At 63.1% G+C, this 14,011-nt stretch carries 16 protein-coding genes; 1 reads left to right on the top strand and 15 read right to left on the bottom strand.

What is annotated here, in order from left to right:
- Positions 1-16: 16 nt before the first annotated feature.
- From CQW31_RS10260 to CQW31_RS10215, 10 genes are all read right to left on the bottom strand, one after another.
- A complete protein-coding gene (locus CQW31_RS10260; protein WP_054883912.1) occupies positions 17-268 on the bottom strand; it encodes a DUF3077 domain-containing protein in 252 nt (83 codons plus the stop codon).
- A 16-nt stretch (positions 269-284) separates the two neighbouring features.
- Entirely contained in the window at positions 285-539 is a 255-nt protein-coding gene (locus tag CQW31_RS10255) for a hypothetical protein (RefSeq protein ID WP_054883913.1), read from the bottom strand.
- Positions 540-928: 389 nt separating this feature from the next.
- Positions 929-1,213 carry a helix-turn-helix domain-containing protein gene (locus CQW31_RS10250; protein ID WP_054883914.1) on the bottom strand — a complete coding sequence of 95 codons (285 nt, stop codon included), beginning with the start codon at positions 1,211-1,213 and terminating at the stop codon, positions 929-931.
- A gap of 17 nt (positions 1,214-1,230) precedes the next feature.
- Entirely contained in the window at positions 1,231-1,557 is a 327-nt protein-coding gene (locus CQW31_RS10245; RefSeq protein ID WP_054883915.1) for a type II toxin-antitoxin system RelE/ParE family toxin, read from the bottom strand.
- A gap of 439 nt (positions 1,558-1,996) precedes the next feature.
- Complete coding sequence (locus CQW31_RS10240; RefSeq protein WP_099814412.1) at positions 1,997-3,415, bottom strand: efflux transporter outer membrane subunit; 1,419 nt, start codon at positions 3,413-3,415, stop codon at positions 1,997-1,999.
- Positions 3,412-4,287, bottom strand: coding sequence for an HlyD family secretion protein (locus tag CQW31_RS10235; protein ID WP_099814411.1), 876 nt, complete (start codon positions 4,285-4,287; stop codon positions 3,412-3,414). Before CQW31_RS10235 ends, CQW31_RS10240 begins: the two co-directional genes overlap by 4 nt.
- Entirely contained in the window at positions 4,284-4,496 is a 213-nt protein-coding gene (locus CQW31_RS10230; protein ID WP_016392395.1) for a DUF1656 domain-containing protein, read from the bottom strand. Before CQW31_RS10230 ends, CQW31_RS10235 begins: the two co-directional genes overlap by 4 nt.
- Complete coding sequence (locus tag CQW31_RS10225; RefSeq protein WP_054883918.1) at positions 4,493-6,580, bottom strand: FUSC family protein; 2,088 nt, start codon at positions 6,578-6,580, stop codon at positions 4,493-4,495. Before CQW31_RS10225 ends, CQW31_RS10230 begins: the two co-directional genes overlap by 4 nt.
- Complete coding sequence (locus tag CQW31_RS10220; protein WP_054883919.1) at positions 6,577-7,029, bottom strand: MarR family winged helix-turn-helix transcriptional regulator; 453 nt, start codon at positions 7,027-7,029, stop codon at positions 6,577-6,579. Before CQW31_RS10220 ends, CQW31_RS10225 begins: the two co-directional genes overlap by 4 nt.
- 105 nt (positions 7,030-7,134) lie before the next feature.
- Positions 7,135-7,929 (bottom strand): tetratricopeptide repeat protein, encoded by a 795-nt coding sequence (locus tag CQW31_RS10215; RefSeq protein ID WP_054883920.1) that lies wholly within the window; start codon positions 7,927-7,929, stop codon positions 7,135-7,137.
- A gap of 206 nt (positions 7,930-8,135) precedes the next feature.
- Here CQW31_RS10215 and CQW31_RS10210 point away from each other — a divergent pair, with 206 nt between their 5' ends.
- The gene (locus tag CQW31_RS10210) at positions 8,136-8,693 is read left to right on the top strand and encodes a WYL domain-containing protein (protein WP_054883921.1); all 558 of its coding nucleotides are present in this window, start codon (positions 8,136-8,138) and stop codon (positions 8,691-8,693) included.
- A 117-nt stretch (positions 8,694-8,810) separates the two neighbouring features.
- Here CQW31_RS10210 and CQW31_RS10200 read toward each other — a convergent pair whose 3' ends face one another.
- From CQW31_RS10200 to CQW31_RS10180, 5 genes are all read right to left on the bottom strand, one after another.
- On the bottom strand, positions 8,811-9,674 hold the full coding sequence (locus CQW31_RS10200) for an ABC transporter permease (RefSeq protein ID WP_027919390.1): 864 nt from the start codon (positions 9,672-9,674) through the stop codon (positions 8,811-8,813).
- Positions 9,675-9,686: 12 nt separating this feature from the next.
- A complete protein-coding gene (locus tag CQW31_RS10195; RefSeq protein WP_054883922.1) occupies positions 9,687-10,550 on the bottom strand; it encodes an ABC transporter ATP-binding protein in 864 nt (287 codons plus the stop codon).
- Between the two features lie 6 nt (positions 10,551-10,556).
- Entirely contained in the window at positions 10,557-11,576 is a 1,020-nt protein-coding gene (locus tag CQW31_RS10190; RefSeq protein WP_099814410.1) for an ABC transporter substrate-binding protein, read from the bottom strand.
- Positions 11,577-11,593: 17 nt separating this feature from the next.
- Complete coding sequence (locus CQW31_RS10185; RefSeq protein WP_099814409.1) at positions 11,594-12,493, bottom strand: TauD/TfdA family dioxygenase; 900 nt, start codon at positions 12,491-12,493, stop codon at positions 11,594-11,596.
- 361 nt (positions 12,494-12,854) lie between these two features.
- On the bottom strand, positions 12,855-14,011 hold a 1,157-nt coding region (locus tag CQW31_RS10180), incomplete at its 5' end, for an HlyD family type I secretion periplasmic adaptor subunit (protein ID WP_099814408.1).

Raw genomic sequence — 14,011 nt, 5'->3', positions numbered from 1 at the left:
CAAAAGGTTGTGAAGCCTATTGATGTACCTTGTTCAGCCCGCGTTCCATATCATCAATCAGGGCCTTGGCCATCTCGCTGAGAATCCGCGCCGCACTTCCAGCCACGCGGTCATTCTCCATTTCCGCTTCGGTGGTCAGGTGGCGGATGCAGCCGAGCAACACCGAAAGCTGCGAGAACGCATGGTCAAAGGGCACGTTGGGCTTGAGGCTGAACAGATCGAAGGTCTCAATGCCTGCTGTTACTGCATCTTGTGGATAAGTGCTCATCCTGTCGCTCCTTGCTTTAGATGGGGAGGTCCGAATGGTCGGCCAAGGCAGAAACCATTCGGCATAGCAGACGGATGTTCATGGCCATGGCATCGCGTTGTGGGCCTGGTTCGCTGTCCAGCAGGACGCTGTAGGTTTGCTGCACGGTAAGGGTCAAAGCATGGACCAGCGAGTCGCATTGTTCGGTGCTGGGCGGGGTGATGAACGAGAAGCCAGGGATGTCGAGTTGAGGCATAGAGGATGAAGGTGGGTCGGGTACGAGCTTTTTCATGTCGGAACTCCGTATGAGAGATGGAACTGCTCTCCTCTTCGTCTCACGGAATTGGGTGGCAGTCGTGCACGGTGTGAGACCCGGGACATACGGTAACCCCGGCCAGGCCAAAGCCTGTCCGCACACGACCGCCATGAAGCGGTGCTACCGAATGTAAACCGGGTGTCTCACGCCCGATCGCCTTGCGAGGCGACCCAGGGACAGTAGTCCGGGAGCACTTCCCAGCCAAGACAGCACCTTCCGACAGGTGCCGTAGGATAATTCGACATGGAACCCGAATTGAAGCATTTGGTTTCAGGTTCGGAAATATCTGACAGCGCAGGTAGACTGGCCAGCGCTAACAATGCTGGCCAGCGCAAGGCCAACCCGAAGCGAATCAATTGCCCGAACTATGCTGCCTTCCCTTTCACCGTGAAATCTACTTCCAGATCAGCATTGGCCAGCAGGTTTACCAGGGCATCCAGTGAAAATTTATCAATCTTGCCATTGAGCAACTCGCTCAAGCGCGGTTGAGTCACTCGCAACCGCTTTGCTGCATCTTTCTGCGGAAGATCCCAGGCTCGCACAGCCTTGGTCAATTCGCGCATCAGCTTCGAACGCAGCCGGAGGTTCTCGGCCTCTTCAGGCGAATCAACCAACACGTCCCAAACCGAGGTAGATCGCTCGTTTGCCATCGTTGAATCTCTCCGTTTTAACTCAGCGACTTGAACCGGGCTCTTGCCAAGTCGATGTCGCGTCTTTCAGTCTTCTCAGTAGTCTTGCGAAACGCATGCAGGACATAGATGGCTTCAGGGCGGCTAATGACATAAAAAACGCGAAAAGCGCCGTCTTTGCATTTGATGCGAATCTCCCGTACGCCTTGTCCTACCGTTTCCACAGGCTTCCAGTCCGCAGGCTCCTCGCCTGCCTGAATCAAATCCAGTTGGTACCCAGCTCGCTGTCTAGCTACCAGCGGAAAACTGCGTACGTCCTCTTTACTGCTGCCCACCCACTCGATGGGTTTCTCATCGACCCGCATGCAGATCCCCCTATGCCGTCGATCCAGACGCTTGATGTGCAATTCATGACTCGCCCTTTCCAAGGCACTGAATCACACTGCTCCATCCGTCCGTCTCACAAGGCTTGGCTGAACATGCAGGAAGCTGCAGATCAAAAAATATATCCATATCGATATAAATTCAAGCCAGGGAACTGCACCCGGACCAATGCGTGCGGCGCAGGAAGTAAACAGAAGGAATGAATTGCGAAAGGGTCAATGCCTTTGGAAAGGAGACCCGAGGACATTATTCCGGGAAGACTTTTCAGCCAAGACAGCTGCTTCCGACAGGCCCAGTAGGATAGTTCGGAGGGAGATCAAGACTGAGGGATTTGATTCAGGTCCAAAAAAGTGATACCCCTCAAGTGCTCGAGGCATACTTGTGGGAGCCTGTAGAACCGCTCCCACAACGACCGCAATCTCAGTGCTTGGCAGTTTCCTTCCACCCCCCACCCAACGCCAGGAACACGCCAATCTGCCCCAACGCCACCTGGCTGTTAGCCGCCGCCAGCTGCGAGCGCATGTCGGTGTAAGTCCGCGTCGCCTGCAAATCCGCCAGGAACGACTCACGCCCTGCCTGGTAATACCGGTGCGTCTGGTCCGCCGCTTCCTTCGCCGACTTCTCCGCCTCGGCCAGCGCATCACGCCGGTCAAGCAAGGCGCTGTACTGCGCCAAACGGGTCTGGGTTTCGCGAATGGCGTTCAACACCACCCCATCAAAATGCGCCAGCGCCGCCTGGGTCGAGGCTTCGGCCATGCGAATGCGGGCGCGGGTGCCGTTGGTCGGGATGCTCCAGCTGATCTGCGGGCCAAAGCCCCAGCGGTTTGTCGACGGATCACCGAGGTCCTCGAGGATACCGATGGTGCCGACCTGAGCCCCGATGCTGATATCCGGATACAGCGCACCGGTCGCCACACCGATCTCGGCGGTGGCCGCCGCCAGCTGGCGTTCGGCCTGGCGCACGTCGGGGCGGCGCTTGAGCAGCGCCGCACCGTCGCCAACCGGCACCAGCTGGTTCAGCTGTGGCAGCTCGGCGCAGTCAGCGGTGCCGGCAGGTAACTTATCCACAGGCTTGGCCAGCAGCGCTGCCAGGGTGTACAGGCCGGTCTCGCGCTCGGCTTTGAAGCGCGGCAGTTCGGCACGCAACGACTTGAACTGGGTCTGCGAGCGGGTGACCTGGGTTTCGTCGCCACGGCCGGCGTCACGCAGGCGCTGGTTGAGCTTCACGCTCTGCTCCTGCAGGTCGAGCGACTCGCGGGCGATGTGGTATTCCTCGTTGGCCGAGCACACCTGGGTGTAGGCCTTGACCACGTCGGCCACCAAGGTAATGCGCGCGGTGTCGGCGGCGGCCTGCACCGCGTCGGCGTTGGCCTTGGCGGCCTCGGTGCCGCGCTTGAAGGTGCCCCACAGGTCGAACTGGTACGAGGCACTGATGATCGCCTCGCCGATGTTGGCCACCGGTACCTTCTCCGGCAGCAGGAAGGCCTGGCCGGACTCCTGTAGGCGCTGGGCGCCGGCCTTGATGCCGCCATTGAAGCCACCCTGGGACTCAGCCACTTCGACCTGTGCACGGGCCTTGGCGATGTTCGCCGCAGCGACGCGCAGCTCTGTGTTGGCGCTCAGCGCCTGGCGCACCAGTTCGTTGAGGCGCTGATCCTGATACAGCTGCCACCAGTCCTCGGGCACCGGCGCCGACACCACGCTGTCGGCATCCTGGCGCAGCGGGCCGTTGAGGTCGCTGCGTTGCACCGCCGCGTCCTTCGGTACTTGGTAATCGGGGCCGACCATCATGCAGGCCCCCAGGGACAGGCAGAACCCCGCCAGGATCAGCTGCTTCATGGGCGCTGGCCCTCGAGGATCGACACCGTGGCAGTGCGCCCGGCGATCATGCGGAAGTCTTCCGGCACTTCGTCGAAGGCGATGCGCACCGGAATACGCTGGGCCAGGCGCACCCAGCTGAACGCCGGGTTGACGTTGGGCAACAGGTTGGCACCGCTGCTGCGGTCACGGTCTTCGATGCCGGCAGCGAAGCTCTGCACGTGGCCGCGCAGACGGGTGTTGTCGCCCATCACGCGGATGTCCACTGCGTCGCCGATGTGGATGCCACCCAGCTTGGTTTCCTCGAAGTAGCCATCGACGTGGTACGAGGCGCTGTCGACCACCGACAGCACAGGGTGACCCGCGCTGACGAATTCGTGGTCGCGCGGGGCGCGGTCGTTGAGATAACCATCCACCGGGCTGCGCACCACCGAGCGATCCAGATTGAGCTGGGCAGTGTCGACCGCCACCTGGGCCTCGCTGACCGCCGAGCGGGCGCGGGCCTCGCGGGACTGGCTCTCTTCCAGCTGCTCGGCCGCCACCAGGTTGCCGAGCTTGCGGTTACGCTGCGCTTCGCGGGACGCCTGGGCCAGGGTTTCCTGGCGCTCGCCGAGAGTCGCCTTGGCCTGGCGCAACGCCAGGGTGAAGCGGTCCTGGTCGATGGTGAACAGCACGTCGCCGCGCTTGACGGTCTGGTTGTCGCGCACCTCGACCTTCTGGATCAGGCCGGACACGTCCGGGGCGATCTGGATCACGTCGGCGCGGATGTGCCCGTCGCGGGTCCAGGGGGCGAACATGTAGTACACCACCATCTGCCACACGAGCACGGCGGCGAAGGTCACTACCAGCAAGGTCAGGACCACACGGCCCAGGGTCAGCAAAGGTTTTTTCATGGCAGCATCAGGCTTCGGCAAAAGTGGTCGACCGCGCCCAGCAGCACGGCGTACAGGGCAACGTTGAACAGCGCCCGGTGCCAGACCAGGCGGTAGAAATGCAGGCGCACCAGCACCGCGTGCACCCCCAGGAACAGCAGGTAGGTGCCAAACATCATCACCAGCAGCGTGGGCAGGAATACCCCGCTGATATCCAGTTCACCGATCACAGGGGCGCTCCGTCCAGGCCGGGGGGCAGTTGCGGTTGTTCGGCAGGCTCGAGCATCACCTCGACACCCGGCAGCAGCGCCAGGCGCAGGCCTGCCAGGGCATGCAGCAAGTGGGTGCGGGCATCGCCGCGTTCGTACAGTTCATCCAGGTTCAACGACAGGCGTGCCCGCTCCATGTTGCGCAGCAGTGCGGCTGGCGCGTGCAGACGTTCACCGGCCCGCAGGCAGGCGGCGTAGTGCGCGCCGACCTCCTCGATCACCGTGCCCAGGCGTTCGCGGGCCTGCTGACCGGCCCGCGGCAGGTAGGCCAGCAGGTCGAGAAGGTTAAGCCCGACGCGCAGGTCGCGCAGTGCCACCCCGCTGTCCTGGCCGGTCTGCGACAGGCGGGGCAGGTGCTGCATCAAGCGGTCGAGCATCTGCACGCCGAGTTGGCGGTGCTCGGCCAGGGTCGCCGGCTCGGTCATTTCGACGATGTCGCGCCAGGCAAAGCGGGTCATGCGCTTGGCCGCCAGCTCCACGCCGAACGGGCGCATCACCAGGGTCCAGATGAAAGCGAACAGTAGGCCGGCCGGGCCCGCCAGGTTGGAGTTGAGGAAGGTCAGGAAGTCGGCGTCATAAGCACCCTGGATGCTGATGAAGGTCGAGGTGTTGACGATGGTCAGCAAGGTGCCGAGATAGAAGCGCGGCTGCACGGTGAGGGTGCCGACACAGATGAACGGGATCGCGAAGGCCAGCACCAGCATCGGGAAGTCGTGCAGGTTGGGCAGCACCAGGAACAGGTACAAGCTGGAGAAGATCACCGACATCAAGGTCCAGAAGAAGAACCGGTAGATCTGCGGCGCCGGGTCGTCCATGGCGGCGAAGAAGCTGCACGACACCGCGGCGAGGATCACCGCACTGGCGCCGTCGTTCCAGCCCAGGCCGATCCACAGCCCGCAGGCGACGACAATCGCCAGCACCGTGGAGACCACCGAGTAGAGCATCAGGCCGCGGTCGAAGAATGCGGTCAGGCGGCCCAGCCGCCAGTGGCGGTAGACCGCGCGCCAGGGTTTGGGGTCGTCGCTGCGCAGGGCATGCTGCAGGGAGCAACAGTCCTGCCACAGGTCGGCCCATTCCGTCAGGCGGTAAAGTGCGTTGGACAGCAGCAGCTCGGCACGCTGATCGAGCGCGGCGGCGCCGGGCTGCAAGCGGTCGATCTGCTCGTGCAAAGCCGTCCAGCGCGAGACAGACGCGCTGTCGGCGGTGCCCTTGAGCCATTCGCGGGCGGCATCCAGCACTGGCTGGAGCTGCGCGTAATGGAGCGGGGCGCGGCCTTCGAGGGCGATCAGAGCGTCGTCAAGGGCATCAATCACCGGCAGCAGATGGATCATCCGCCCGCGCAGCTCGCGGGCATTCTTCAGGGTGTGCGGGCCGGCACCTTCGTGGCCGAGCTGGCCGATCATCAGCTCCAGCGAGTTGAACGTGGTGACCATCGCTGCACGCATGCCTGCGACCTTGTCGGCGCTGGCTTCACGGGCGAGGTAAATGTCGCTGTAGCGGATCGCTTCGGTGAACCAGTTGCCGGTGGCACCCACCACCACCGGGGCCAGCCGGCGCGGCCAGAAAATCGCACCGACCACCGCCGCGCAGACGATCCCCAGGCAGATCTCCTGGGCCCGGGAGGACGCCACGTCGAACACCGCCAGCGGGTTGTCGACCACCGCCAGGGCAATCATCGGCAAGGTGTAGCCGGCCAGCATCAGCACGTAATTGTTGGCCGTGCGCACGTTCAGCGAGAGGAACAGCAGGGTGCCGGTCCACAGGGCGATGGCGATGCTCAGCAACAGCGGTGACTGCACCAGCGGCGGCACGAAGAAGATCGCCCCGGCAGCACCGAGCAGCGTCCCCACGGCACGATACAGCGCCTTGGAGCTGGTTGGGCCGACGAACGGGCTGGAGACAATGTAGACGGTGGCCATCGCCCAATATGGACGCGGCAACTGCAGCAGCAGGGCAATGTACAGGGCGATCATCGACGCGGCGAAGGTACGTACGCCGTAGAACCAGTCGCGGGCCGGTGGCACCGAGCTGAAGAAACCGTTCATGCCGCCCCGCCCGCAATGCCCAGGCCAGCAGCCTCGAAGGCACGCAGCACGCGCAATGCGGCCAGCAGGTCCGCCTCGTCGATCCCCTGCAGCACGTCATGGCGCACGCGCACCAGTTCGGCTTCGATCGCTTCGGCCAGGCGACGGCCTTCGGCAGTCAGGCTCAGGCCCTTGGCGCGGCGGTCCAGCGGGTCCTCGCTGCGGCAGACCAGGCCAGCCTTGCACAGTTGGTCGAGCAGGCGCACCAGCGACGGGCTTTCCAGGCCGGCAGCCTGGGCCACGGCCACCTGATGCACGCCATCGCCCAAGCGCACGATCATCAGCAACGGTGCGGCGCAGGCCTCGGAGATACCGTAGCCGATCAACGCGTTGTGGCAGATGCGCCGCCAATGGCGAGCGGCAACCACCATGCCGCTGCTGACCTGCAGGCGCAAGGAGTCAATGGACATGTGGGGAACCAAGGATATTCATAGTTTGCTAACTATCAATATACGCCTGTGCCTCCCCCTGTCGTCAACCGTGTGCGACGGAGGACCTCATGAATTCATGTTCATTCAGGGCTGAACCTGGTCTTCCAGCTTCATGGTCAGTGCCAATGTGCTGCCCATCTGCACCGCGCGATCACGCCAATCCAGATAGCGCGCTTCATCGCGGCTGCTGAAATGTACCGCCAACTCTTCGGCAGCCTGCATGACTCCGGCTGCAGCCGCCAGTTCCAGCCAATACAACGCGGCCTTGACGTCAGCGTCCACATGCAGACCATGCAGCAAGCGGTAGCCCACCTCGAATCGGCAGCGCGCCTCGCCGCGTTCGGCGCCGCGCTGAAACCATTGATAGGCCTGGACCAGGTCCACCTGCCAGCCCAGCGCGGCATCGCAGACCTCTTCTTCATACAGGTCGCCCAGCGCGGCAGCGGCATGCAGCATGCCGCGCTCAAACGCTTGGCGATAACATTCCTCGGCCTGGACATAGGAAGTTGCAACGCCCTTGCCGAAGTAATGCTGCTGCCCGAGGTTGAACCAGGCCGCCGCATTGCCCTGCAGCGCCGCCATGCGCAGCAGGTGCCCGGCCAGCGCGGTGTCGGCGCGCCAGTACTTGCCGTTGAGCCAGATCCAGCCCAGGTCGTTGAGTGCTGCGACATTGCCGGCCAGCGCCTGCTGGCGCAGGTCCAGGTATACCGCCTGCAGGTCGTGCGCTTCGTCCAGTCGGTTGACCAGCAACGCACGCTGGCTGGGCTGCCCTACCCCGGCAAACAGCCGCTGTCGCCTGCCGGCGGGTGTCGGTGGGCAAATGACCTGCTCAGGCAGAAGACGGGCGAGCAGCGAATGGATATTGCTGACAGCAGACATGTTCATCCTCATTGAACGACCCACAGGCCCGACCGCGGCTGTGATGAGGCGTGATTCTGCGCGACGTCACGTCAAAACCTGTCGCGGACGATTCAAGGCAAGGCAACCAATTGCGCATTCCTTGATCTGAACGAGTTATGGCTAATTGCCATGACCCGTTCGAGCCGCCATCCTGTTGCGGCAAGCCTAGACAAGGACGTTACCTTTTGCCGTTCGCCACCACCCGCGCCACCCTCAGCCGTCAATGGGCGCTGCTGCGCCAGTTACCCAGCCGTTCTCCAGGTATCACCAGTGCCGAACTGGTATGGCGCCTGCGCGATGTGGGCTTCAATGTCAGCAAACGTACGGTGGAACGGGACCTCAACGAGCTGTCGCTGATCTTTCCGCTGGACCGCAATGACAAGAGCATTCCGTTTGGCTGGCACTGGTCGGCGAACTCTGCTGGCGAGCTGCGGGGTAATTTCGATTTGCAGGGATTTTTGCGTGGTGATTCGCTTCAGCCTGGGCAAGGTGCAGGAATCGAGATGCAAGCTTGGGTCAGCGATCCATTGGCCAAGCAGTTGCGTGAAGCGCCGTTGAGCATGGACATGCAATTGACGGCGCTGGACCACGGGCATCGGCTGCGGGCCACGGTGGAAGATGGCGGGCCATTGCGCTGGTGGGTGCTGAGCCAGGGCGACGGCGTGGTGGTCGAAGAGCCGCAGGCACTGCGCGAAGAGATCGCCAGGACCTTGAGCAATGCGGCTGCACAGTACATGAATTAGTCGCCTGTGCTGGCCTCTTCGCGGGCAAGCCCGCTCCCACAGGGATCGCGCAGGTCCTGAACACTGTGAAGTACCTGTGTGTGCGGGCGTGCCCGCGAAGAGGCCGGCACAGGAAAACTACCGCTGCATGCCCCACCGCCGAACAGTCAACCGCTCCAGGGTATTGAACACCAGCCCCTCGACCAGCAAGCCGATCAGGATCACCACCGCCAAACCGGCAAACACCTTGTCGGTATACAGCTCGTTGCGGTTCTGGAAGATGTACCAGCCCAGCCCGCCCTTGCCGCTGCTGGCACCGAACACCAGTTCGGCGGCAATCAGGGTGCGCCAGGCGAACGCCCAGCCGATCTTCAGCCCCGAGAGGATCGACGGCAACGCTGCCGGCACCAGGATGTGCAGGACCAGCCGCAGCCCTTTCAGGCCGTAATTGCGCCCGGCCATGCGCAAGGTTTCCGATACCCCGAGAAAGCCCGCATAGGTATTCAGCGCCAGCGCCCACAGCACCGAATGCACCAACACGAAAATCAGGCTGTTGTCACCCAGCCCGAACCACAACAGCGCCAACGGCAGCAGGGCAATCGCCGGCAACGGGTTGAACATCGAGGTCAGCGTCCCCAGCAGGTCGCGACCGAGCTGGGTCGACACTGCCAGGCTGGTCAGGCCGAAGGCCAGCACGATGCCCAGCAGGTAACCCTTGAGCAGGATCACCAGCGACACGCCGACCTTGGCCGGCAGTTCACCACTGAGCAGTCCGTCCCACAGTGCCGCAGCCGTCTGCAGGAAGGTCGGCAGCAGCAGGTCGTTGCCCTGGTAGCGGGCGATCGCTTCCCACAAGGCGGCGATCACCACCAGGATCACCGCCTTGCGCAGCCAGCCGTGCTGCCACAGGCGTTGGGCCAAGGGTAGATTGCGTTCCACAGGCACGCTGAGCAAGGGCTCCAGCTGCACCTCGTATTCCTGGCGTACAGGTGTAGGGGTCATGGCTGAAGCTCCTCAGTAGGCGATGCGAATGTCGTTGAAGCCCAGGTCATCGGCCGGCTCAGGGGCTTCGGCCTCGTCGAACAGCAAGCGATGGATGCGCCGCGCACTGGCCTGGAAATCGGCAGCGCCGAGGCTGCCGAGGTCGTACTGGTGGCTGTGCACCTCGGCACGTACCCGGCCTGGGTGGGGCGACAACAACAGGATACGGTTGCCGACCACCAGCGCCTCCTCGATGGAATGGGTGACGAACAGCAAGGTGAAGCGCACTTCCTCCCACAACAGCAGCAGTTCTTCCTGCATCTTGCGCCGGGTCAGCGCATCGAGCGCGGCGAACGGCTCGTCCATCAGCAGGATCTTCGGCTGGGTCGCCAGCGCCCGGGCGATCGCCACGCGTGCCTTCATCCCGCCCGACAGCATGTGTGGGTAGACATCGGCAAAGGCGGCCAGGCCGACCTTGTCCAGGTAATGCAAGGCCCGCTCCTCGGCCTCGGCGCGCTTGAGCTGGCCGGACACCAGCAGTGGGAACATGACGTTCTCTTTCACCGTCTTCCAGGGCGGTAGCTGGTCGAACTCCTGGAACACCACGATGCGGTCAGGGCCGGGGCCGTTGACCGGCTGGCCCTGCAGCAGGATCTGCCCTTCCTGGGGGGCGATGAAACCGGCCACGGCCTTGAGCAAGGTCGACTTGCCGCAGCCTGATGGGCCCAGCAGGACAAAGCGGTCAGCGCGATCGACTTCGAAGCTGACCTGGTGGGTGGCCCGCACCACGCGTTGCGCGGTGCGGTATTCGAGGCTCAGGCTGTCCACCTTGAGCAACGGCGGTGTAGCGATACGGCTCAGGTTGCTGGCCGTGTGGCCTGGCAAAGGGGCGGTCATGGTCGGTCAGCTCCCCTGCAGCGGGCGTTCATCCTGGAAGAAGTAGTCCTTCCACGATGCCGGCTTGTGCTTGATGGCGCCAACCCGATACAGGAACTCGGCCAGCTTGTAGGTGTTCTTCGGCGTGACGGTGAATTCGTACTGCGGGTTGTCGATCAGCTTGATCAGCGCGTCGCGGTCGATCTTGGCCTTGGTCACGCGGATGTAGGTATCCGCTGCGGCGGCCTTGTCGTTCTGGGCGAAGTCCGCCGCCTCGGCCAGTGCGTCGACGAAGGCCTTGTAGGTCTTGGGGTTGTCGTTGCGGAATTTCTCGGTGGCGAACAGCAGGGTCGGCGAGTTGGGGCCGAGCAGGTCATAGCTGTTGAGCACCACATGCACGTTCTTGTTGGCCAGCGCCTGGTCCTGGAACGGCGGGTTGGAGAAGTGCCCGTTCAGTTCGGTACCGCCGGCCAGCAGCGCGGCGGTGGCATCCGGGTGCGGCACGGCCAGGGTGTACTTGTCGAGGCGGTTGTATTCCTTGTCGCCCCACTGCTGGGCGGCGGCGTATTGCAGGAAGCGAGACTGCACCGAAACACCTACCGCAGGCACCGCAATGCGGTCCTTGTCAGAAAGGTCGGCGATGGTCTTCACGTTCGGGTTGCTGCTGACCAAGTAGTACGGGAAGTTGCCCAATGAGGCTACGGCCTTGACGTTCTGCCGGTCCTTGGTACGGTCCCACACGGTCAGCAGCGGGCCGACCCCGGCACCGGCGATGTCCACCGAACCGGACAGCAGCGCGTCATTGATCGCCGAGCCGCCAGACAGCTGGGCCCAGTCGACCTCGATGTCGATGCCCTGCTGCTTGCCGTGCTTCTCGATCAGGTGCTGGTCACGCACCACGTTGAGCAGCAGGTAGACGATGCCGAACTGCTCGGCGATGCGGATCTTGCCTTCGGCTTGTGCCACGGCGGGGGCCGCCAGGCTGCCGACGACCAGGCTGGCGCCCAGGCCGATGCTTGCCGCCAGGCGGCTGATGGATTTGCGCATGATGAATTCCTCAGTCGTCAGAACGGGGCATCGCCCTGGATGGTGGTGCGGAACAGTTTGCGGCGCAGGTGCGCCGGGCAACCGGTGGCCAGGTGAATCAGTGAACGGTTGTCCCAGAACACCAGGTCATGGGGTTGCCACTGGTGACGGTAGATGTTCTGTTCGAGCACGCTCAGCGCGTACAGCTGTTGCAGCACGTCGCGGCTTTCGTCATCCGGCAGGCCGACGATGCGGGTAGTGAAGCCTTCGCTGACGAACAGCGCCTTGCGGCCGTTTTCCGGGTGGGTACGCACCACCGGGTGGATGACTTCCTTCACCTGCGCGAGCTGCTCGGCGGTCAAGGTCGGGCGCCAGTTGCCTTCGAATTTGGTTTCGGCGTAACGGGCGGTATAGGAGTGAGCGGCACTGCGGCCCTCGACCACTTTGCGCAGGGCTTCGGGTACCGCATCCCAGGCTTTGTGCATGTCGGCGAACAGGGTGTCGCCGCCTTCGCTGGGAAGCTCCTGGGCATGCAGCATGGAGCCGAGGCTCGGCAGCTCCTTGTACGACAGGTCCGAGTGCCAGAACTTGCCGGCATCGCCAAGGCCGATATTCTGACCGTTCTCGATGATGTTGGAGACGATCAGGATTTCCGGGTGGCCGGCAAGCAGAAACTGCTTGAGCACATGGATCTGCAACTCGCCAAAGCGGCGGCTGAAGGCGATCTGTTGTTCCGGGCTGATGCGCTGGTCACGGAACACCAGCACATGGTGGTCGAGGTGGGCGCGATGAATACGGGCGAAATCCTCGGCGCTGACCGGCCTGGCCAGGTCCAGGCCAATGAGCTCGGCGCCGACGGCACCGGAGAAAGGGCGGATTTCGAAGGTTTGCGGCTGGGCGCTGTCGATGGTCGACAAGGCGTTCGAGGCGGCTGGCATGTGTCACTCCCACGCAGTGCGCGACTTCAATGGCGCGCAACGATCAGAAACGCACGGGGATTACCCGTGTGGGTTCAAGTCGTGCGGCGCATCGATTGGTCGACGGGTACGCAGTGGGAGCGACTATAGGGGTATAAGAAAAATAATTTAAATATCTTTAAAGAATAAAGATATGAAGGGTTGTGGTGCCTGATTTTGGTGCTCGAACCATGCACTGCCCTTGTAGGAGCGGCCTTGTGTCGCGAAAGGGCCGCAACGCGGCCCCAGCAATCTCTGCCTCTGTGCTGATACCCCTGGGGCCACGTTGCGGCCCTTTCGCGACACAAGGCCGCTCCTACAGGGGCGCGCGCCTGCGTCGGGCTTACCGCTCGCGCAGAGCCTCGTCGCGGGCCTTCATGATCGGCTTGAGCAGGTAGCTCATGATGGTCTTCTTGCCGGTCATGATGTCTACCGTGGCGACCATCCCGGGGATGATCAGCAGCGGCTTCTGGTCGGTGCCCAGGTGGCTCTTGTCGGTGCGCAGCCTGATCAGGTAGTAGGTGGTCTTCTTGTCTTCGTCGGTGATGGTGTCGGCGCCGATCTGTTCAAGCTTGGCCTTCAACCCACCGTAGATGGTGTAGTCATAGGCGCTGAACTTGATGGTCGCTTCCTGCCCCGGGTGAAGGAAGGCGATGTCCTTGGGCAGGATCTTGGCCTCGATCACCAGCGTATCGTCCAACGGCACGATCTCGATGATGTCGCTGCCCGGCTGGATCACGCCACCAATGGTGTTGACCAACAGCTGCTTGACGATGCCGCGTACCGGCGAAGTGACCAGGGTACGGTTGACGCGGTCGTCCAGTGCCTTGCTGGTAGCGGTGGCCTTGTTCAGCTCGGTGCGGGCTTCGTTAAGCTTGGTCAGGGCCTCGCTGCGGAACTTGCCGCGGGTCTCTTCGATCTTGCTCTCGACTTCCTTGATGGCCGCTTCCGCACGCGGGATAGCCAGCGCCGTGGACTCCATCTGGCCACGAGTTTCCACCTCGGAGCGGCGCAGGCGCAGCACCTCTACCTGGGAGACCGCGCCCTGGGCCACCAGCGGCTCGGACATGCCGATCTCCTGGCGCAGCAACTGCAAACTGTTGGCGTACTGGGCGCGCTTGGAAGTGAACTCCCGCAGCTCCTGTTGCTTCTGCACCAGCTGCTGTTGCAGGCCAGCGAGTTCGTCCTGCAACTGCTGGCGGCGGCTCTGGTACAGCGACTGCTCGTCCGCCGCCTGGCTGGGCGCGGCCTTGCGCAGTTCTTCGTCTATTTTCAGCGGGCGGTCCTCAACCTCGGCACTCAGACGCTCGACACGCAGGGCCATGGCCAGGCGGTCGGCTTCGGTTTCACCGACATTGGAGGCAAAACGGGTCTCGTCCAGGCGCAGCAGCGGCTGGCCGACCTCGACCACCTGCCCTTCCTTGGCGAAGATCTCGGCGACGATGCCGCCTTCGAGGTTCTGCACCTTCTGCACCTTGGACGAGGGAATGGCCTTGCCCT

The organism is Pseudomonas sp. 382 (assembly GCF_002759075.1).
Taxonomy (GTDB): Bacteria; Pseudomonadota; Gammaproteobacteria; order Pseudomonadales; family Pseudomonadaceae; genus Aquipseudomonas; species Aquipseudomonas vlassakiae.
The sequence above is the reverse complement of the archived record's forward strand: the minus strand, read 5'-3'. Positions and strand labels throughout refer to the sequence as shown.